At 67.9% G+C, this 20,519-nt stretch carries 15 protein-coding genes and 1 pseudogene; 12 read left to right on the top strand and 4 right to left on the bottom strand.

The features are described from left to right. Positions 1-38 precede the first annotated feature (38 nt). A complete protein-coding gene (locus tag ACZ3IC_RS22390) occupies positions 39-2,210 on the bottom strand; it encodes a RecQ family ATP-dependent DNA helicase (protein ID WP_467418465.1) in 2,172 nt (723 codons plus the stop codon). 111 nt (positions 2,211-2,321) lie between these two features. Between ACZ3IC_RS22390 and ACZ3IC_RS22385 the strand changes: the two genes are divergently transcribed. Then, on the top strand, positions 2,322-3,620 hold the full coding sequence (locus ACZ3IC_RS22385; protein WP_467418463.1) for a DUF4192 domain-containing protein: 1,299 nt from the start codon (positions 2,322-2,324) through the stop codon (positions 3,618-3,620). 252 nt (positions 3,621-3,872) lie between these two features. Here the strand turns inward: ACZ3IC_RS22385 and ACZ3IC_RS22380 are convergent, their stop codons facing one another. Then, positions 3,873-4,058, bottom strand: coding sequence for a hypothetical protein (locus tag ACZ3IC_RS22380; protein WP_467418462.1), 186 nt, complete (start codon positions 4,056-4,058; stop codon positions 3,873-3,875). Positions 4,059-4,276: 218 nt separating this feature from the next. Here ACZ3IC_RS22380 and ACZ3IC_RS22375 point away from each other — a divergent pair, with 218 nt between their 5' ends. From ACZ3IC_RS22375 to ACZ3IC_RS22355, 5 genes are all read left to right on the top strand, one after another. Beyond that, positions 4,277-5,041 carry an NUDIX hydrolase gene (locus tag ACZ3IC_RS22375; protein ID WP_467418460.1) on the top strand — a complete coding sequence of 255 codons (765 nt, stop codon included), beginning with the start codon at positions 4,277-4,279 and terminating at the stop codon, positions 5,039-5,041. 112 nt (positions 5,042-5,153) lie between these two features. After that, complete coding sequence (locus tag ACZ3IC_RS22370) at positions 5,154-6,941, top strand: ATP-binding cassette domain-containing protein (RefSeq protein ID WP_467418458.1); 1,788 nt, start codon at positions 5,154-5,156, stop codon at positions 6,939-6,941. Positions 6,942-7,100: 159 nt separating this feature from the next. Beyond that, positions 7,101-7,988 (top strand): FadR/GntR family transcriptional regulator, encoded by an 888-nt coding sequence (locus tag ACZ3IC_RS22365; RefSeq protein ID WP_467418457.1) that lies wholly within the window; start codon positions 7,101-7,103, stop codon positions 7,986-7,988. A 324-nt stretch (positions 7,989-8,312) separates the two neighbouring features. After that, positions 8,313-9,860, top strand: a complete 1,548-nt coding sequence (locus ACZ3IC_RS22360) for an RNA polymerase sigma factor (RefSeq protein WP_093899047.1) — start codon at positions 8,313-8,315, stop codon at positions 9,858-9,860. A gap of 131 nt (positions 9,861-9,991) precedes the next feature. After that, positions 9,992-10,822, top strand: a complete 831-nt coding sequence (locus ACZ3IC_RS22355; RefSeq protein WP_467418455.1) for a S1 family peptidase — start codon at positions 9,992-9,994, stop codon at positions 10,820-10,822. A gap of 102 nt (positions 10,823-10,924) precedes the next feature. Here ACZ3IC_RS22355 and ACZ3IC_RS22350 read toward each other — a convergent pair whose 3' ends face one another. Then, complete coding sequence (locus ACZ3IC_RS22350; RefSeq protein WP_399330430.1) at positions 10,925-11,158, bottom strand: DUF7455 domain-containing protein; 234 nt, start codon at positions 11,156-11,158, stop codon at positions 10,925-10,927. Between the two features lie 434 nt (positions 11,159-11,592). Here ACZ3IC_RS22350 and ACZ3IC_RS22345 point away from each other — a divergent pair, with 434 nt between their 5' ends. From ACZ3IC_RS22345 to ACZ3IC_RS22320, 6 genes and pseudogenes are all read left to right on the top strand, one after another. Continuing rightward, entirely contained in the window at positions 11,593-13,713 is a 2,121-nt protein-coding gene (locus tag ACZ3IC_RS22345; protein WP_467418452.1) for a DNA gyrase/topoisomerase IV subunit B, read from the top strand. Positions 13,714-13,902: 189 nt separating this feature from the next. After that, the gene (locus ACZ3IC_RS22340) at positions 13,903-14,280 is read left to right on the top strand and encodes a hypothetical protein (protein ID WP_467418451.1); all 378 of its coding nucleotides are present in this window, start codon (positions 13,903-13,905) and stop codon (positions 14,278-14,280) included. A 109-nt stretch (positions 14,281-14,389) separates the two neighbouring features. Then, on the top strand, positions 14,390-14,833 hold the full coding sequence (locus tag ACZ3IC_RS22335) for a DUF485 domain-containing protein (RefSeq protein WP_467418571.1): 444 nt from the start codon (positions 14,390-14,392) through the stop codon (positions 14,831-14,833). Continuing rightward, a complete protein-coding gene (locus ACZ3IC_RS22330; protein ID WP_467418449.1) occupies positions 14,830-16,422 on the top strand; it encodes a solute symporter family protein in 1,593 nt (530 codons plus the stop codon). The genes ACZ3IC_RS22335 and ACZ3IC_RS22330 overlap by 4 nt, the downstream gene beginning before the upstream one ends. Positions 16,423-16,518: 96 nt before the next feature. Then, a pseudogene (locus ACZ3IC_RS22325) lies at positions 16,519-16,638 on the top strand (citrate synthase/methylcitrate synthase); the annotation flags it as partial. A 21-nt stretch (positions 16,639-16,659) separates the two neighbouring features. Further along, positions 16,660-17,841, top strand: a complete 1,182-nt coding sequence (locus ACZ3IC_RS22320) for a CobW family GTP-binding protein (RefSeq protein WP_467418447.1) — start codon at positions 16,660-16,662, stop codon at positions 17,839-17,841. A 177-nt stretch (positions 17,842-18,018) separates the two neighbouring features. On the opposite strand, the gene ACZ3IC_RS22315 is transcribed toward ACZ3IC_RS22320, so the two are convergent. Next, positions 18,019-20,469 (bottom strand): DNA gyrase/topoisomerase IV subunit A, encoded by a 2,451-nt coding sequence (locus tag ACZ3IC_RS22315; RefSeq protein WP_467418445.1) that lies wholly within the window; start codon positions 20,467-20,469, stop codon positions 18,019-18,021. Positions 20,470-20,519: the final 50 nt, after the last annotated feature.

Below are 20,519 nucleotides of genomic sequence, written 5' to 3'. Positions count from 1 at the left end.
ATATCCCTGCCCACGCTGTGCCCGGATGACGCCTGCTGTCACGCCTGAACGGCGAGGACCAGCGGAAACACCCCCTGTGCCCCGGCCCGGCGCAGCAGCCGCGCCGCCACGGCCAGTGTCCAGCCGGTGTCCGAGAGATCGTCCACAAGCAGTACCGGACCGCCTGCCGCGGCCAAGGAGTCGGCCAGTTCGGGCTCCACGACCAGTGCTTCGTGCAGAGCCCGAACCCGCTGCGCGCTGTTGGTCTGCGAGATCCGTACTCCTGCGGCCCCTGACGCATAGGTGACGCTGCCGAGCAGGGGCATCCGGCCGACCTCGGCGATGCGGCTGCCGAGCGATTGGATGAGCTGAGGCTTGCTGTGCGAGGCGACCGTGACCACCCCGACCGGTCGGGGTGAGGCGTCCTCGGCTTCGGATGCCCATCCGCCGGCCCCCTTGGCCCAGTCGGCCAGTACGCTCACCACCGCGTTCGTCACGTCGACCGGGACGGGGGCATCCGGTGTCTGCGCCGCCAGTATCGGACGCAGCCGGTTGCCCCAGCCGATGTCGGAGAGTCGGCCCAGCGCACGGCCGGTGAACGAGAGTTCTCCCGCAGGAATACGGCCCTTGAGGTCGACGCCCACGGCAGCCAGGCCGGTCGGCCACATCTTGCGGGGCTCCACCTCCACGCCGGGCCTGCTGAGTTCGCCCCGCGCACCGTCCAGGGCCGCACCGGACACGTGGTTGTCGAAACGGCCACCCGCGCAGTTGTCACAGCGTCCGCAGGCGGTTGCCTCCTCGTCATCCAACTGGTGGCGCAGGAACTCCATCCGGCAGCCTTTCGTCGTCGCGTAATCGCGCATCGCCTGCTGCTCGGACGCCCGTTGGCGGGCCACCCAGGTGTAGCGCTCGGAGTCGTACACCCAGGGCTCACCCGTGGCGACCCAGCCGCCCTTGACCCGCCTGACCGCGCCATCGACGTCGAGCACCTTGAGCATGGTCTCCAGGCGGGTGCGTCTCAGGTCGACCAGCGGCTCCAGAGCCGGCAGGGAAAACGGACGACCGGCCTCGGCGAGAGCATCGATCGTCCGCCGGACCTGCTCCTCGGGAGGGAAGGCAACCGATGCGAAGTACTGCCAGATCGCCTCGTCCTCCTTGCCCGGGAGCAGCAGCACCTCCGCATGCTCGACGCCACGGCCCGCGCGCCCCACCTGCTGGTAGTAGGCGATGGGGGAGGAGGGGGAGCCCAGATGAACGACGAAGCCCAGGTCGGGCTTGTCGAACCCCATCCCCAGCGCGGACGTTGCCACCAGGGCTTTGACACGGTTGGCAAGGAGGTCGTCCTCCGCCTGCTGGCGGTCGGCATTCTCGGTGCGGCCGGTATAGGACGCCACCGTGTGCCCGCACTGGCGTAGATACGTGGTGATCTCTTCGGCGGCAGCGACCGTCAGCGTGTAGATGATCCCCGATCCCGGGAGTTCCTTGAGGTGATCGCCCAGCCAGGCCAGCCGGTGCGCGGCAGTGGGCAGTTGGAGGACACTGAGGCTGAGGCTCTCCCGGTCCAGCGGGCCACGCAGTACGAGCGCATCCGTACCCGCGCCGGTCCCCAACTGCTCTGCGACATCCGCGGTCACCCGTGCGTTCGCGGTGGCGGTGGTCGCCAGCACGGGTACGCCGGCGGGCAGGTCGGCCAGCATGGTCCGCAGACGTCGGTAGTCGGGCCGGAAGTCGTGGCCCCAGTCGGAAATGCAGTGCGCCTCGTCGACCACGAGCAGCCCGGTCGCGGCGGCGAGGCGGGGCAGAACCTCGTCCCGGAAATCAGGATTGTTGAGCCGCTCGGGGCTGACCAGCAGCACATCCACATCCCCGGCCGCCACCTCGGCCTGGACGCTGTCCCATTCCTCGGTGTTGGATGAATTGATCGTGCGCGCGCTGATTCCGGCCCGGGCCGCTGCCGCGACCTGGTTACGCATCAATGCCAGCAGCGGTGAGACGATCACGGTCGGTCCACCGCCCTGCGCACGGAGCAGCGACGTTGCGACGAAGTACACGGCGGACTTGCCCCAGCCGGTCCGCTGGACGACCAGGGCTCTGCGCTTGTCGGCGACGAGCGCCTCGATGGCACGCCACTGATCCTCCCGCAGCCGTGCAGCGCCTGAGGTGTCCCCGACGAGTCGGGCAAGTACGGAATCGGCCGAAGCCCTGAGCTCTGCGCGGTCTGCGTTGGTCATGCCCCCATGCAACCCGATGACTACGGCAAACCGCGAACGACCCCGCTACCCCTGTGGATAACTTTATCCACAGGGGTAGCGGGATCTGGCCGTCCGCGGGACCGTCATGCCATGAACCAGCACCACGAATCCACCGGTCCGGTCGACGAGCAGCAGATCACCCTGCGGGGGCCTGCCGAACTCGCCGACGCCCTCCCGTATCTCATGGGGTTCCACCCGAACGACAGCGTGGTCATGGTCGCCCTGCACGGCGGCCGGGGGCGCTTCGGCGGGCGGCTCAGGCTCGGCATCCCGCAGTCACCTCAAGAATGGCCGCCCGTCGCCGAGCAGCTTGCCGAGTGTCTGATCAAGGGGAGCGAGCGGCGTGGGGAGCGCCCTGACGCGATCGTCATCTTCCTCTGCCAGGATCCTGTCGAGGGCGGGAACGGCAGTCAGGTCATGGAGCGGCTTCGGCCTCTTGCCCAGCGTCTGCGTACGGCCTGCGGCGCGCTCGACGTACCCGTGCTCGAGGCGCTCTGCATCTCTGACGGCCGGTACTGGTCGTACTGCTGCCCGGACGAGCGTTGCTGCCCGACCGAGGGGAACCAGCTGGCTCTTTCAGGCACCTCGGTGATGGCGGCCGCCGCCGCATACGCCGGCATTCAAGTGCGGGGATCGCTGCGGGAGATGGAAGCCAGGCTTGCCCCCCTGGACACCACGGCGGCGGCAGAGCAGCAACGGGCACTTGACTCGGCCGGGGCCGAGCTGGTGCCGAAGATCCTCGACGAGGTGGGACGCAAGGATGTGGCCCGAGAGACCCTGGGACTTGCCCGAAAGCTCATGGAACGCCTCAGGGAGGCGCCGGTGACGGTGCCCTCCGCGTCGGACGTCAATGACGACCGGCTGATCAGCCATGACGAAGCCGCTGCGTTGATCCTTGGTCTGCAGGACCGGGAAACCCGTGACAAGGCCGCGGAATGGATGGAAGGCCCCGAAGCCGATTCCGCGTTGCGGCTCTGGCGGGCGCTGTCCCGTCGCTGCGTCGCACCGTACGAGGAGCACGCCGCAGCCCCGCTGACCCTGGCCGGGTGGGTCTCCTGGTCGACGGGTGATGAACCGGGTGCACGGGTCGCGCTGGGTCTCGCCCTGCGGGTGGATCCTGCGTACACCTTTGCTCAGCTTCTGCATGAGGCCTGCAATCAAGGGCTTGATCCGGAGACGCTGCGTCGCTGTCTCCGGGGGGAGCGCACCGCCCGGACGGGCCGGCGCGGCCACCGTGCGGACCGGAGCACGCGGCCCCGCACGGTACGCCCGGCCACTACGCGGCGAAGGAAGACCCCATCCAGCTCCGTCCGCCCCGAAACGGCCGCTGGCCGACGCCGGTCCGGGCAGGCATCGCCCAGCCGTCGCGGTTCCAGGAGCGGTCGATGAGCCCCGCGCCTTGTCACTCTGTGATCCCTCTTGTCGAAGGCCCGGCGCAGGGATCCTTGGTCGGCACCGCGCGGAGGGCGGAGGCAGCGGGGGTTGTGCCGTATGCAGCTTCTCGGAACGCTCCGGCCGCCCCACCCAGCGAGGTCACCCGACAGGCTCTCAGCTCAGCCGGAGGCTGTGGTGGCGGCCCGGGTGCTGCGCCGGTATGCGGTGTGGGCGGCCGGTGCTCAGTAGGACACCGGCTTGAGGGGGTCACGACCCATCGGGGCGAAGCCGTGCCGCTTCAAGGGCCGGCTGCGGTTCGACGCCCGCTGCGGGGACGGCCCAGGAGGAGCCGAAGTGGTGCACGGACTCGGTGATCTCGGCAGCGTCGGTGGCCGGCGCCCCGGAGGCTCCCGGTCGGCCGACGGTCCCGGACCGGCGGTGAGCCGCGGTCATCGACGGTGCGGTCGGGCTCGGGACCGGGGCTCGCAGCCCCCGGGCGGACCCGGGGGAGCGAATGCCGGCCCCCGGGAGGAAATCCCGTGTCACGACGGACGAAGAGCCTGGCGGGATCACGACACAGCGAGTCACGCCGAAGAACATGAGGAAGGCAGTCACGCGAAGAGCACAGCGAAAGGAGTGTTTATCGTCAGGCAGACGACTATGATCGCCGCATGCCGCCCTACGACCCGTCGACCTTTCCGCCCTTCGCTGTCACCGTCGACCTGGTCGTGCTCACGGTGCGCCGTCATGCGCTCTGTGCGCTGGTGGTGCGCCGCGGTGAGCCACCGTTCCAGGGGCGATGGGCACTGCCCGGCGGGTTCGTCAAAGCCGATGAGGATCTCGGAGCCGCAGCGGCGCGCGAGCTCGTGGAGGAGACCGGCCTGTGCGCCCAGGACCCGGCAGCCCCGGCGGTAGGCAACGGTGCCCATCTCGAACAGCTCGCCACTTATGGCGACCCAGGGCGTGACCCCCGGATGAGGGTCGTCAGTGTCGCTCACCTCGCTCTGGCCCCCGATTTGCCGGCCCCGCGGGCGGGCGGCGATGCGAACAGCGCACGCTGGGCACCTGTTGAGGACCTGCTCGGACCGGAGGGGGGATTTGGCCAGGAGGGTGAAAACCAGGCTCCGCTGGCCTTCGATCATGCGCAGATCCTTGCTGACGGCGTCGAACGCGCGCGTTCCAAGATCGAGTATTCCTCCCTGGCCACTGCTTTCTGCCCGCCGGAGTTCACGGTCGGTGAACTCCGGCGGGTGTACGAGGCGGTGTGGGGCGTGGTTCTCGACCCGCGGAACTTTCACCGCAAGGTGACAGGCACGCCCGGCTTCCTGGTGCCAGCCGGCGGGACGACCACTCGGCAGGGCGGTCGCCCCGCCCAGCTCTTCCGGGCCGGTGCGGCCACCGTGCTCAACCCGCCGATGCTGAGGCCGGAAGTCTGACCTTGCGGAACGCCCGCAGGGTCGGTGTTGCGCAAAAAGTCGGATATGTAGCGTTATCTTGCTGCGGTACCCGCCCTGCCGCCGAGCGGTCTCATCTTCCGAGAGAGAAGCGATGCTCCAGGCCATCGGACTCACCAGCGCCCCCCGCTGCGGCCTTCCGGCCACAGTCGACGATCTCACCTTCGAAGTCGGGCCCGGTCACGTCACCGCACTTCTGGGCGTCCCCGGATCCGGAAAGACCGCAGCCCTCCGCCTGATGCTCGAACTCGACTCGGGGCGGGGGGTCACCTACTTCCGCGGCAGACCGCTGCACCGCATCCCGCACCCCGCGCGTGAGGTGGGCGTATTCCTCGGAGACGTGCCTGGGCACCCCGCCCGTACCACCCGTGGTCAGCTACGCATGCTCTGCGCCGCCGCAGGTGTACCGGCGTCCCGGGCCGACGAGCTGCTCGAGGCCGTCGGTCTTGCCGGACTCCGGGACGAGCGCATCGGCGCGCTCTCGCGCGGCATGGACCGCAGGCTCGCCCTCGCTTCGGCGCTGCTCGGCGACCCGCACACGCTCATCCTCGACGACCCCGCAGAAGGTCTCTCTCCGCGCGAGGAGTGCTGGTTGTACGGGCTGCTCCAGGCCCATGCCGCCCAGGGTGGGACCGTCCTCTACACCACGACCGATCCAAAAAGGGCCGCGAGGACTGCCGATCAGGTGGTCACCATCGACTGCGGACGTCTCGTCGCCAACCAGGGTGTCAGCGACTTCTCCCGGACCCGACTCCGCCCCCGGGTCGCGGTCCGGACCCCGCACGCAGCCCGCCTCGCCGCCGTCGTCAGCCGCGAGGCCCGAGCGGCCAAGCGCTCGGTCGAGGTGGTCACCGAGGCAAGCAGTCGTCTCTCCGTGTACGGCTCCACCTGCGCGGAGATCGGCGACGCGGCATTCCGGCACGGGATCCCGGTGCATCAACTCGCCGACGAGGTCGGCGACACTGGTTCCACAGACACCACAAGCCCCACAGGCGCCATGGACCCCGCAGGCCCCGAGGACCCCGCTGTTGGCGGAGGAGAAACCGAATCGCGGCCGGTCGCGCGGGCATCTGGCTCGGAACTGCCTCCGCCGATCCGACGCTGCCCGACCCGTGGCCCGCTCCACCCGCTGCGATACGAACTGCGCCGCCTCCTCGGTGTCAGAACAACGACCCTGGTCATGGCCGCTGTTCTTGTCTCCTCGGTCGCGCTCTCTGTTCTCCTCGCCCGCTCCGGTCATGCCCAGCTGCCGAAGGTGCTGGCGGCCTGGCCGTCGCTGCTGCCGCTGCCACCAGCAGCAGTCGGAGCCGGACTGCTCGGCGCCCTCTCGTACGGTGACGAGTTCCGCTATCCCGCGCTTGCGGCGGGCCGAGGTGCTGTCCCCCGCCGTCTGGGGTTGCTTCTTGCCAAGCTGGTGGTGTCAGCGGGCGTCGCTCTGGTGCTCGCTCTGAGTGTCGTGCTGGCCTCTGCCGAAGCGCTTCGCTTCGTGTACGGCGACGATTTGATCAGGATTCCGCCGAATTCTGTATCCCTGAGCGCGAATTGGGTGGGGCTGACCGTGGGCTGCGCCTGGGCGGGTCTCTTGGCCGCCGGAGTCTTCCGGGTGACGGCGGCCGGTGTTGCTGCGGTACTCGCCGTTCCCGTACTCGTTGCTCCACTTGTCCGGAGTGTGCTGACGGGGTCGACCTCTCGTCCGGTCGTCGGACTCCCGGGCGGGCTCGGGGAGCTGGTGTGGCCTCGCTGGCCGCACGAGACGGACCGATGGGTGGCAGCTGTCGTGCACGTGGTGGCACACCCTGTGGGTGCTGCGTTGTTGTTGTCGTTGTCGCTCCTGATCTGTGCGTATCTGTTCACCAGCCTTCGCGGCAGGGTTCGTTGGTGATCGCGGGGTGGCGGAAGATCGCTCTAGCCCCGCAACTTCCTTGAAAATGTCCGATTTCAACCCATAAGGCGTCAATTGGGGGGTGGGTGCTGATCACCCTTTCGTGTGCTTTTCACCAAAGACCTCAAGGGTCGGCTGAGCCGCGCCGACAAAGGATGCGTGAGTACCCTTGCGCACACCATGATGACCGCCGCCCGCTCCGCCGATTCCGGCCTCGCCGGCGCGGGTGAACTCGACCGCTACCCGTATGCGGAGGCGCCGACCGGCGAGCGTGCCGCTCTTCGCTCTTGGGACGGTCCCGATGCCGAGCTGGGCCGGGCAAGCCGACGGGGCTCGGCCAGTCGGGGCCGCGGCCTCCACGGCCAACTCGTTCAGCAGTTGGGCCAGATGATCGTCTCCGGTGACCTGGGCGCCGACCGCCCCCTCGTGCCGGAAGAGATCGGTCAGCGTTTCGAGGTCTCCCGCACCGTCGTACGCGAATCGCTGCGCGTTCTCGAGGCAAAAGGCCTGGTCAGTGCCCGGCCTAACGTAGGCACCCGGGTTCGCCCCGTCAGTGACTGGAATCTGCTGGACCCCGACATCATCGAATGGCGAGCCTTCGGCCCTCAGCGTGAGGACCAGCGCCGTGAGCTGGGTGAGCTCAGGTGGACGATCGAGCCGCTCGCTGCGCGTCTTGCCGCAGGTCACGGCCGCGAGGACATCCAGCAGCGCCTCGGTGACATGGTCGAGATCATGGGGCACGCGCTCGGGCAGGGCGACGGGATCACCTGCTCCCGGGCCGACGCGGAGTTCCACTCCCTGCTCATCCAGGCGGCGGGCAATCGCATGCTCGAACACCTCTCCGGCATCGTCTCCGCGGCCCTGCAGGTCTCGGGTGGTCCCGTCACCGGCTGCGACCGCCCCACCGAGGCATCTCTCGGTCACCACGCCCGGATCGTCGATGCCCTCGCATCCGGTGACTCGGCAGGCGCCGAGGCGGCCATGCGCCAACTGCTCATCGTCCACCCCGAGGTAGAGCGGGTGGTGCCCGCGCCCCGCGAGCACTGAGCGCAGCACGGCCAGGGTGTGCGAATCACGTGTCGCCGGGCCTCGGTGGTCCGGCGGCACAATTGTGGGGGGATGCTACCCCTGGTCACGTTCGTCGCAAATGAGGTGTGACTCGGGCCACGCGGATTGGGCGTAACACTCCTCGAAACAGCGCGATGACTTAAGAGGTGACCGCCGCGGAAGGAATACAGCAGCCATTCAGTGCGCTGTGGAGTTCTGAGGCCAAACCCGCGCCGTCGGTACATTCCCAGCCCGACGGTCGTCGGCTCAAGCCCTCTCCAGGGCCGGGCCGGAAGCCGTTTCCATCGTTCCGAGAGGTTGTTCGTGTCGGCCAGCACATCCCGTACGCTCCCGCCGGAGATCGCCGAGTCCGAGTCTGTGATGGCGCTCATCGAGCGGGGAAAGGCTGATGGGCAGATCGCCGGCGATGACGTGCGTCGGGCCTTCGAGGCTGACCAGATTCCGCCAACCCAGTGGAAGAATGTTCTGCGCAGCCTCAACCAGATCCTCGAGGAAGAGGGTGTGACGCTGATGGTCAGTGCCGCGGAGCCGTCCAAACGTGCCCGCAAGAGCGTCGCAGCAAAGAGCCCGGTCAAGCGCACCGCCACCAAGACTGTCGCGGCCAAGACGACCGTGACCAGGACTGTCGCGGCCACTGCCGCCCCGTCGGCAGAGACCGTGGACGTGGTGGCTGACGACGCTGCCGCGGTCGGCCCTGCGAAGAAGGCAGCAGCCAAGAAGACGGCTGCCAAGAAGACCGCCGTGAAGAAGACGGCGGCCAAGAAGACAGCAACGAAGAAGTCCGGAAAGCAGGACGACGAACTCCTCGACGGCGACGAGGCGGCCGAGGAAGTAAAGGCCGGCAAGGGCGAGGAAGAGGAGGGCGAGGGCGAGAACAAGGGCTTCGTCCTTTCCGACGACGACGAGGACGACGCACCTGCGCAGCAGGTCGCCGTCGCCGGCGCCACGGCTGACCCGGTCAAGGACTACCTGAAGCAGATCGGCAAGGTTCCCCTCCTCAACGCCGAGCAGGAGGTCGAGCTCGCCAAGCGCATCGAGGCCGGTCTGTTCGCCGAGGACAAGCTGGCGAACTCCGACAAGCTCGCGCCGAAGCTCAAGCGTGAGCTGGAGATCATTGCCGAGGACGGCCGCCGCGCCAAGAACCACCTGCTGGAGGCCAACCTCCGTCTCGTGGTTTCGCTGGCCAAGCGTTACACCGGCCGCGGCATGCTCTTCCTGGACCTCATCCAGGAGGGCAACCTCGGTCTGATTCGCGCGGTCGAGAAGTTCGACTACACCAAGGGCTACAAGTTCTCCACGTACGCCACCTGGTGGATCCGGCAGGCGATCACCCGCGCCATGGCCGACCAGGCCCGCACCATCCGTATCCCGGTGCACATGGTCGAAGTCATCAACAAGCTCGCCCGTGTGCAGCGTCAGATGCTCCAGGACCTGGGTCGCGAGCCCACGCCGGAGGAGCTGGCCAAGGAACTCGACATGACCCCCGAGAAGGTCATCGAGGTCCAGAAGTACGGTCGTGAGCCGATTTCCCTCCACACCCCGCTGGGTGAGGACGGGGACAGCGAGTTCGGTGACCTGATCGAGGACTCCGAAGCGGTCGTCCCTGCCGACGCAGTCAGCTTCACGCTCCTCCAGGAGCAGCTGCACTCGGTGCTCGACACGCTCTCCGAGCGTGAGGCGGGCGTGGTCTCGATGCGCTTCGGTCTCACCGACGGTCAGCCGAAGACGCTGGACGAGATCGGCAAGGTCTACGGCGTGACGCGCGAGCGCATCCGTCAGATCGAGTCGAAGACCATGTCGAAGCTGCGCCACCCGTCGCGTTCGCAGGTGCTGCGCGACTACCTCGACTAGGTCGCAGGAGTGTACAGGCCGAGGGCCCGGATCCCGTGGGGAGCCGGGCCCTCGGCCTATCTGCGGGTGCGGTCGGTGACAGCCGGGATGACTCTGAGTGAGAATGGTTCACCACATAGTGAGGAGTGCGCATGTCCCGTACCGTCTTCCGTGCCGTGATCGGAGCGCTCGCCCTGGTTGCCGCCTCGGCTGCGATACCGCTCGGATCCCCCGCTCCGGCTGCGGCGGACAGCATTGTCATCGGTGGTCAGCCCGCACACGTCAAGGACAGTCCCTGGGTTGTGGCGCTGTCCAGTCGCGACCGGTTCGGGGAGGCGCGCGCCGGCCAGTTCTGCGGCGGTGTCGTGGTGGCGCCGAAGAAGGTGCTGACCGTTGCGCACTGCCTGAGCCGGGAGGCCCTCGGCGTTGATGTCGGCAAAGTGCGCGATCTGCGGGTCATCTCCGGCCGGGATGCCCTGCGTGGGACCGGGGGGCAGGAGGTGCCGGTAGAGGCGACATGGAGCAATCCGGGGTTCAATCCCCTCACGAACGCGGGGGACCTGGCGGTGCTCACCCTGGCCGACGCGTTGCCCGCGAAGAGCGTGGTCCCGATGGCCGAATCCGGAGACGCGGCATACGAGCCGGGTACTGGGGCCCTCGTCTACGGGTGGGGTGACACGACCGGCGATGGCGACTACGCATCGTCACTTCGCTCGGCGAAAGTGAGCGTCCTGCCGGACAGCTTGTGCGAGCAGGCCTACCCGGGCGGCAGGGACGGTACGTATGACGCCTCAGTGATGCTCTGCGCGGGCGAACTGTTGGGCGGGTATGACGCATGCCAGGGTGACAGTGGGGGGCCGCTGGTGGCCGATGGGCGGCTCATCGGGCTGGTGTCCTGGGGGAACGGCTGCGCCCAGGCCGGGAGCCCCGGGGTGTACACGCGGATCTCCGCTGCGATCGACTGGATGCCGGGCGGTAGCTGAACGGAATCAACGCGTAGGCGCGAGAACGGGCGGCTCCCCATTCGGGGAGCCGCCCGTCGTCAGGTGCGGGACCTGACCCTGGCTCGTCGTGGATGCGAGGTGTCAGTGTTGTTCCTCTTCGGCGGCTTGGGCCTGCGCGGCCGTCAGCCGGTCCGTCTCATCCTGTATTTCCGCGGCGATCTTCTTGAGTTCCGGCTCGAACTTGCGCCCATGGTGGGCGCAGAAGAGCAGTTCACCGCCGCTGATCAGGACGACGCGCAGATATGCCTGGGCGCCGCAACGGTCGCAGCGGTCTGCTGCGGTCAGCGGGCTCGCGGGGGTCAGAACAGTAGTCACGTCGCCTCTTCTCTAGCTCGACGAGCTGTCGTACCAGGGTCAACATCCAACCAGGCCGAAAACGTTCCCGCTCGTGGCTTTTCTTCGAAACTTCTTCTCAAGATGGCTGTCTGTTGCCGGTTGGCGGCGAATGTGCCGTATTGCGTAGCGCTACGGTTTCGCGTTGCTTGTCTTGGTGGATCCTCCCGGCCGGCTTGCCGGTTTGTTCATGAGGACGTGCCCGGAGCCTAAATGGTTCATGCCTGGAAGGGAACGTGATGTGTACGTCACTCCTACGAGGGATCGAACGTGTATGCGAGATTGGACTAGTGTGAGGGTTCTCGGAGGGTGGCGTGACAACCGCTCTACCAGGCCTCGGTACCCTCTCAGCGGCGACCGAAGCCGAGCCCGTTACCCACTGGGCCCCAAATGAAATTCAGCGAGGAGCGAACCGCGTGACCGCCGATACGTCCGTGCCGTCCACTGCGCTGCTGACCGGAGCAGACCGAGACGGTTCCAACTACACCGCGCGGCACCTGCTCGTACTCGAGGGGCTCGAAGCGGTTCGCAAGCGCCCCGGGATGTACATCGGGTCCACCGACAGCCGCGGTCTCATGCACTGCCTCTGGGAGATCATCGACAACTCCGTCGACGAGGCTCTCGGTGGTTACTGCGACCGCATCGAGGTCATCCTCCACGACGACAATTCCGTGGAGGTCCGGGACAACGGGCGCGGCATCCCGGTCGACGTCGAACCCAAGACGGGCCTGTCCGGCGTAGAAGTCGTGATGACCAAGCTGCATGCCGGCGGAAAGTTCGGCGGCGGTTCGTACGCCGCGTCGGGCGGCCTGCACGGCGTGGGCGCCTCCGTGGTCAACGCGCTCTCCGCCCGGCTCGACGTCGAGGTCGACCGCGGCAGCGCGACCCACTCGATCAGCTTCCGGCGCGGTGTTCCGGGGATCTTCACTGAGCAGGGACCGGACAGCCCGTTCGATCCGGCCAACGGCCTGCGCAAAGGCAAGCGGGTACCGAAGGCGCGCACCGGCACCAGGGTGCGGTACTGGGCGGACCGGCAGATCTTCCTCAAGGACGCCAAGCTCAACCTGGAAACGCTCCACCAGCGCGCGCGGCAGACGGCCTTCCTCGTCCCCGGTCTCACGATCGTCGTCCGCGACGAACGCGGTCTCGACGGCGAAGGCAAGACCGAGGAGATCTTCCGCTTCGACGGCGGGATCAGTGAATTCTGCGAGTATCTCGCCCAGGACAAGGCGGTCTGCGACGTCCTGCGCCTGACCGGTCAGGGCACTTTCAAGGAGACCGTGCCGGTCCTGGATGACCGCGGTCACATGACGGCGACCGAGGTCACCCGTGAACTCGCCGTCGACATCGCCCTGCGCTGGGGCACCGGATACGACACCAACCTCAAGTCCTTCGTCAACATCATCGCCACCCCCAAGGGCGGCACGCATGTGACCGGATTCGAACGCTCTGTGACCAAGACGGTCAACGAGGCGCTGCGCTCCGCCAAGCTGCTCCGCGTGGCCGAGGACGACATCGTCAAGGACGACGCACTGGAAGGCCTCACCGCCGTCGTCACCGTGCGGCTGGCAGAGCCGCAGTTCGAGGGCCAGACCAAGGAGGTGCTCGGCACCTCGGCGGCCAACCGGATCGTTGCCAACGTCGTGGCCAAGGAACTCAAGGCGTTCCTGACCTCGACGAAGCGCGATGCCAAGGCCCAGGCCAGGGCGGTCCTGGACAAGGCCGTGGCGGCCGCGCGCACCCGCATCGCGGCCCGCCAGCACAAGGACGCACAGCGCCGCAAGACAGCGCTGGAGTCCTCCTCGCTACCGGCGAAGCTCGCAGACTGCCGCAGCGACGACGTGGACCGCAGCGAGCTCTTCATCGTCGAGGGCGACTCCGCGCTCGGCACGGCCAAGCTCGCCCGGAACAGCGAGTTCCAGGCACTGCTGCCGATCCGAGGCAAGATCCTCAACGTCCAGAAGGCGTCCGTCTCGGACATGCTGAAGAACGCTGAGTGCGGTGCGATCATCCAGGTCATAGGAGCCGGGTCGGGGCGGACCTTCGACATTGACGCCGCTCGCTACGGGAAGATCGTCCTGCTGGTGGACGCCGATGTCGACGGCGCGCACATCCGCATTCTGCTGCTGACGCTGTTCCAGCGCTACATGCGACCCATGGTCGAGGCAGGCCGGGTCTTCGCCGCCGTGCCCCCGCTGCACCGGATCGAGCTTGTCCAGCCCAAGAAGGGCCAGGACAAGTACATCTACACGTACTCCGACAGCGAGCTGCGCCAGCGGCTGATGGAGCTGCAGCGGAAGAACGTCCGGTACAAGGACTCCATCCAGCGCTACAAGGGTCTGGGCGAGATGGACGCCGACCAGCTGGCGGAGACCACCATGGACCCCCGTCACCGCACTCTGCGCCGGATCAACATCGGCGACCTGGAATCGTCCGAGCAGGTCTTCGATCTGCTGATGGGCAATGAGGTGGCACCGCGCAAGGAGTTCATCACCAACTCGGCCGCCACCCTGGACCGCTCGCGCATCGACGCCTGAGCGACGCCGTCTCCGCCCGTGGGTGGAGACGGCGACTCCACCCACGATCAATTCCTGAGCCGATCCCTGATTGGGTCGTTTCTGTGGCGTCGAAGGCGTTCAACCTTCCCGCGTCTCGGTGGCAGTCAGGTCCGGGCTCGTCAATGTCCTGGTGAACATCGCCGTCATCGCTGTTGTCGTGGTCCGCGCTTGACACAGCGGATCTCCGACGACAAGCGCCGGTGGATCCTGCCGGGCATTCTCCTCGTCACGTCGCTGCGCCAGTCCGGGCTGGTGGATCCGCGTCACGAGGCGCTGTCCTGGCGGTCCTCGGCGCAGAGGTGGCAGTGGCGCCGGCTGGGGCTGGACTACCCGGCTGTGTGCGAGGCCGACAATTCGCTGTGGAGCAAGGGCACCCAGGCCACCGTCTTCGTCTGGACGGGGGGACTGGCGCTGCGGGCGGTGCTCTACGGGGCTGCCGCCCTGATGGGCATACATCAGGGCAGTGCAGCCCTGTGCGTACGTTCGGGGGCCTCGCACAGCCGCCCGGGTCAACCTTCACCTGAAGAGGTGAAGACGGGCGAATGAAGTGCCCGGGATCTTCCCGATCTGCCCATTCTTGGGTACGCGGCCGAAGTGGTCCGTGGACAAGGGGAGTTGTTCGGTGGAGAAGGAAGCAGGGCGTGAGACCGCAACGATGCGACTCGACGACCCGTGGTACGACGCGCTGGCCTCCGGATGGGGCGAGCTGGACGGTACGGGGAGCTTCGCTCCCGCCGGACCACCCGGGCCTGCGGGCCCGCAGTGCGCCCACAGCGCGGCCGACATCTATCTGGAGGTGCAGCGCAGTGACGCCTTCCAGGAAGTGCGCCGCCGGTACCGGCGGTTCGTCATCCCCGCCACCCTCGCCTTCCTCGTCTGGTACCTCGCCTACGTCGTCACCGCGATCACCGCGCCTGGGCTGATGGCCCGTCCGGTGGCCGGAGCGGTCAATTTCGCGATGGTCGCCGGTCTCGGGCAGTTCCTCACGACCTTCCTGCTCACCGGGGCGTACGCGCGTCACGCACGGCTCCGCAGGGATCGGGCCGCGCTCGATCTGCGCTGGGAGACTCAGGAGATGACGCGGGGGATCGGGCGTTGAACAGCAACCATCAGACTCTTGCCCTCCTGCTGTTCAGCGCCTTCGTCGCACTGACGCTCGCCATCACCACCTGGGTGAGCCGCAACCGGCACGGCTCGACGGAGGAGTTCTATGCGGGCGGCCGGCTGTTCTCCCCCATGGAGAACGGTTTCGCCATCGCCGGCGACTACATGTCGGCCGCGTCCTTCCTCGGCATCTCCGGCCTGATCGCCCTCTTCGGCTACGACGGCATGCTCTACTCAGTAGGTTTCCTCGTCGCCTGGCTCGTCGTCCTGCTGCTGGTCGCCGAACTGGTACGCAATTGCGGCCGGTTCACACTGGCCGACGTGGTGGCGGCGCGGATGGCGGAGCGGCCGGTCCGGATCGCCGCGGGCACCTCGTCCGTCACCGTCTCCGTGCTCTATCTGGTGGCACAGATGGTGGGCGCGGGCAGCCTGGTGGCTCTCCTTCTCGGCGGCACCAGCGGTGCCGCCCGCTCCTGGACCGTCATCGGTGTCGGGGCGCTCATGGTGATCTATGTGTCGCTCGGCGGGATGCGCGCCACCACCTGGATCCAGATCGTCAAGGCCGTTCTGCTGATGGCGGGAGCGGTCGTGCTCACCGTGCTCGTCCTGGTCCACTTCCACGGCAACTTCAACGCCCTGCTCAACTCTGCCGCCGACCGGAGCGGGCACGGCAGCCGGTTCCTCTCGCCCGGTCTTCGGTACGGCGGAACCTGGACGGCACGTGTCGACTTCATCAGCCTGGGACTGGCTCTGGTCCTCGGTACGGCGGGGCTGCCGCACATCCTGTCCCGCTTCTACACCGTGCCCACCGCCCGTGCGGCCCGCCGTTCAGTCGTCTGGTCCATCGGGCTCATCGGCAGCTTCTACCTGATGACCATCGTGCTCGGATTCGGGGCGGCGGCTCTGGTCGGCTCCGCCGAGGTACGGGAGTCGAATCCCGCGGGAAACACAGCGGTTCCGCTGCTGGCCCTGGTGCTCGGCGGTGGCGAAGGATCCACCGGGGGAACGATTCTGTTCGCCGTCGTAGCTGCCGTCGCCTTCGCGACCATTCTTGCCGTCGTCGCGGGGATCACCCTCGCCTCGTCCGCCTCCGTGGCCCATGACCTCTATGCCTCGCTCAGACGTCCGGACTCCAAGCAGTACAGCGAGGTCGCCGTGGCCCGGGTCGCCGCGGCCGGGATCGGGGTGGCCGCCATCGGGCTCGGCCTGGTCGCCCAGGGCCTGAATGTGGCGTTCCTGGTGGGGCTCGCCTTCGCCGTCGCCGCTTCGGCCAACCTCCCGGTGCTGCTGTACTCCCTGTTCTGGCGGAACTTCACCACCCGGGGAGCAGTCTGGTCGGTCTATGGCGGGCTGATTCCCGCCGTGCTGCTCGTGCTGGTCTCTCCGGTCGTCTCCGGCAGCCCGACCGCGCTCTTCCCCGGCGCCGACTTCCAGCTCTTTCCCCTCGAGAACCCCGGCCTGGTCTCCATCCCGCTGGGCTTCCTGGCCGGCTGGGTCGGAACGGTCACCTCCACTGAGCCGCCCGATGCCGCCAAGCACGCGGAGACCGAGGTCCGTGCGCTGACCGGGGCAGGGGCGGTGTAGCCGCGCGTTTGCACCGTATGGACGGGACCTCTCAGGCCTGCCCGCCGGTGGACCAGGTGTAGCGGTGTTCCGGGCAGCCCGTCTCGCCGTACCGCAGCGTCAGCCGCGCCCGGCTGGAGCGCCAATATCCTGGAGCAGGCGGACGACGCGAAGATCATCCGCCCGGCGGCCCGTTACGTCGGTACGCCCCCGCCGCAGCCGGTCCCGGCGCCCTGACGTCCCCGAGGAAGGTCTCCGTTGAACCCGTCGTCCCCGCTCCGCAAGCAGCAGATCCCGGTTGTCGTCCTTGCGGGGTTCCTGGGATCCGGCAAGACGACACTGCTCAACCACCTCCTCCGCAATCGTGCGGGAAACCGGATCGGCGTGATCGTCAACGATTTCGGCTCCATCGAGATCGACGCCATGACGGTCTCGGGGCAGGTCGGCTCGACGGTCTCGTTGGGCAATGGATGTCTGTGCTGCGCGGTCGACGCGAGCGAACTCGACACCTTCCTGGAGACGCTGACCCGGCCTGCCGCCCGCCTCGACGTGATCGTCATCGAGGCCAGCGGACTGGCGGAGCCGCAGGAGCTCGTGCGCATGCTCCTGGCCAGCGACAATCCGTACATCGTGTACGGGGGACTGGTGGAGGTCGTCGATGCCGCCGAGTTCGACGCCACCCGTCGGCGCCACCCGGAGATCGACCGCCATCTCGCCGTCGCCGATCTTGTCGTGCTGAACAAGACCGACCGGGTCGGGAGCGAGGAGCAGGCACGTATTCGCGATGTCATCGCCGCGACGGGTGTCCCGGCCCCCGACGGAGGACCCGGTAGCAGCACGGCCGCCGTCATCTGTGCCACGTACGGACGCATCGACCCCGAACTGCTCTTCGACCCGGCGCTGCGGCCGGACGGTGAGGAGAAGGCGCGCCAGCTCACCTTCGAGGATCTGCTCCTGGCGGAGCGGGCCGAGGACGAGGCCGACGCCGGGCACGAGCGCCATCTGCATGCCGCGTACGAGAGCGTGTCCTTCACCGCGGACGTACCCATGAACCCCCGCCGACTGATGGAGTTTCTCGACTCCAGGCCGCAAGGGCTCTACCGGATCAAGGGGTTCGTCGACTTCGGCGTGGGCGACCGCGGCAACAAGTACGTCCTGCACGCGGTCGGCAGGTTCCTGCGGTTCGACCCGCAGCCGTGGACGCGCGACGAACCGCGCCTCACCCAACTGGTGCTGATCGGCTCAGGCATCGACCCTGAGGCCCTGCACAAGGAGCTGGACGGCTGCCGGGAGAGCGCCGCGTCGGCAGGTGGCACGACGCAGGACGCCGCACATGAGCGAAGCATGTGGGGCGTCCTGCGGTACGTGCAGCGGGCGACGACGACTCGTAGCGGTACGCCACCCGTCGCCCGGCCGAGTGCCTCAGAGCCTGTCGGGTGACCTCCGACCGGGCGGCCACGCCCTGGCACGCATGCTTCCCGCGTTGTCGTCAGTCACCAACTTCCCCGTAGGCCTTGAAGGCATGGGGGGACCCCTTCGCGTTGACTCCCTCCTCCGCCTTGGAATCGCACGCACCGGACCGCGTCCGCTATCCGATCGGAGGTCACCCGACAGGCTCTAAACCGGTCCCGCGATCACCGCGACCGGCTTGACCAGCGGCGTCCCCGAACCGTCGCGCCGCGGGTCGGGCTCCGGCAGCTCGGTCGGCATGCCGTTCCTCTGCGCGGCCCGGGCAGGCGTCGCACCCGCCCAGCCGAACACCAGAACGTCCTCGCCCTTGAGGAACCGCTGACAGCGCACCCCACCGGTGGCCCGGCCCTTGCGCGGATACTGGTCGAACGGGGTGAGCTTGCATGTCAGCACCGAGTCGTCCAGCGTGCCGTGCGAACCCGCCACCGTGAACACCACCGCGTCCGCCGCCGGATCCACCGCGGTGAATGAGATCACCGCGGTGTCCGCCGCGAGCTTGATCCCCGCCATACCTCCCGCGGGTCGGCCTTGCGGCCGCACCTGCGCCGCCGGGTAGCGCAGCAGCTGGGCGTCGGACGTGATGAAGACCAGGTCCTCCTCGCCCGTACGCAGTTCGGCGGCGCCGACGATCCGGTCACCCTCCTTGAGGGCGATGACCTCCAACTCGTCCTTGTTGGCCGGGTAGTCCGGCACCACCCGCTTGACGACCCCCTGAAGGGTACCGATCGCCAGGCCGGGGGAGGCCTCGTCGAGCGTGGTGAGGCAGATGACCTCCTCGTCGCTCTCCAGCGCGAGGAACTCCGCAACCATCGCACCGCCCGACAGGTTGGGCGCCGCATGGGTGTCCGGCAGCTGAGGCAGATCGATCACCGCGAGTCGCAGCAGCCGCCCCGTGGACGTCACCACGCCCACATCGCCACGGGCCGTCGCCGGCACGGCCGAAACGATCGCATCGTGCTTGGCGCGCTTGGCGTCCTCGACGAAGACGATCGGATCGTCATTGGCGGTACGGGCCAGCAGGCCGGTCGATGACAGCAGCACCCGGCACGGGTCGTCCGCGACCTCCAGCGGCACCGAGGCGACCTGCGAACCGGCCGACTCCAGCAGCACCGTACGCCGGTCGGTGCCGAACTTCTTGGCGACCGCGGCCAGTTCGGAGGAGACGAGCTTGCGCAGCTCGGTGTCCGATTCGAGGATGGTGGTCAGCTCGTCGATTTCGGCGTTGAGCCGGTCCCGCTCGCTCTCCAGCTCGATCCGGTCGAACCGGGTCAGCCGGCGCAGTGGGGTGTCCAGGATGTACTGCGTCTGGACCTCGCTCAGCGAGAAGCGCTCGATGAGTCGCTCCTTCGCCTGCACCGAGTTGTCACTGGACCGGATGAGCCGGATGACCTCGTCGATGTCGATCAGCGCGACGAGCAGGCCCTCGACCAGATGCAGTCGGTCGCGGCGCTTGCCCCGGCGGAACTCGCTGCGCCGTCGCACCACGTCGAAGCGGTGGTCGAGATAGACCTCAAGGAGCTCCTTGAGGCCCAGAGTGAGCGGCTGTCCGTCGACCAACGCCACATTGTTGATGCCGAAGGACTCCTCCATCGGCGTCAGCTTGTAGAGCTGCTCCAGCACGGCCTCCGGCACGAAGCCGTTCTTCACCTCGATGACCAGGCGCAGGCCGTGCTCGCGGTCGGTGAGGTCCTTCACGTCCGCGATGCCCTGGAGCTTCTTCGCCGAGACCAGATCCTTGATCTTGGAGATCACCTTCTCCGGGCCGACGGCGAAGGGCAGCTCGGTGACGACCAGACCCTTGCGGCGCGCCGTCACATTCTCCACGGCGACCATCGCACGGATCTTGAACGTGCCGCGCCCGCGGTCGTAAGCGTCCTTGATACCGCCCAGCCCCACGATCCGGCCACCCGTCGGCAGATCGGGACCGGGGACGAACCGCATCAGGGTCTCCAGGTCGGCACCCGGATGCTTGATCAGATGACGCGCGGCGGCGATGACCTCGCCCAGGTTGTGCGGCGGCATATTGGTCGCCATGCCGACAGCGATCCCGGACGCCCCGTTGACCAGGAGGTTCGGGTACGCGGCCGGGAGAACGGTCGGCTCCTGCTCCTGGCCGTCGTAATTCGACTGGAAATCGACGGTGTCCTCGTCGATCGACTCCGTCATCAGTGACGTCGCGTCGGCCATCCGGCACTCGGTGTACCGCATGGCGGCCGGCGGGTCGTCGTTTCCGAGCGAGCCGAAGTTGCCGTGGCCGTCCACCAGGGGGAGCCGCATGGAGAACGGCTGCGCCAGACGGACCAGCGCGTCGTAGATGGACGCATCGCCGTGCGGGTGCAACTTGCCCATGACCTCGCCGACGACACGGGCGCACTTCACATAGCCGCGGTCGGGGCGCAGGCCCATCTCGTTCATCTGGTACACGATGCGGCGGTGCACCGGCTTCATGCCGTCACGGGCGTCCGGCAGGGCCCGGGAGTAGATCACCGAGTATGCGTACTCAAGGAAGGAGCCCTGCATTTCGTCGACGACGTCGATGTCGAGGATCTTCTCCTCGAAGTCGTCCGGCGGCGGGGTCTTCGTGCTGCGGCGGGCCATCGCTGCTGCGACTCCTTCACGGATTCTGTTCGGGCAACCTCAGGTTCTGA

The sequence above is a fragment of the Streptomyces sp. NPDC002958 genome (genome assembly GCF_055563255.1).
This window is presented reverse-complemented; position numbering and strand designations above follow the sequence as displayed.

Bases quoted from the DNA above. Each gene is read 5' to 3' on its own strand.
- ACZ3IC_RS22375 (WP_467418460.1), top strand. From the start codon at position 4,277: ATGCCGCCCTACGACCCGTCGACCTTTCCGCCCTTCGCTGTCACCGTC.
- ACZ3IC_RS22380 (WP_467418462.1), bottom strand. From the start codon at position 4,058: ATGACCGCGGCTCACCGCCGGTCCGGGACCGTCGGCCGACCGGGAGCC.
- ACZ3IC_RS22355 (WP_467418455.1), top strand. From the start codon at position 9,992: ATGTCCCGTACCGTCTTCCGTGCCGTGATCGGAGCGCTCGCCCTGGTT.
- ACZ3IC_RS22315 (WP_467418445.1), bottom strand. From the start codon at position 20,469: ATGGCCCGCCGCAGCACGAAGACCCCGCCGCCGGACGACTTCGAGGAG.
- ACZ3IC_RS22370 (WP_467418458.1), top strand. From the start codon at position 5,154: ATGCTCCAGGCCATCGGACTCACCAGCGCCCCCCGCTGCGGCCTTCCG.
- ACZ3IC_RS22385 (WP_467418463.1), top strand. From the start codon at position 2,322: ATGAACCAGCACCACGAATCCACCGGTCCGGTCGACGAGCAGCAGATC.
- ACZ3IC_RS22390 (WP_467418465.1), bottom strand. From the start codon at position 2,210: ATGACCAACGCAGACCGCGCAGAGCTCAGGGCTTCGGCCGATTCCGTA.
- ACZ3IC_RS22335 (WP_467418571.1), top strand. From the start codon at position 14,390: ATGCGACTCGACGACCCGTGGTACGACGCGCTGGCCTCCGGATGGGGC.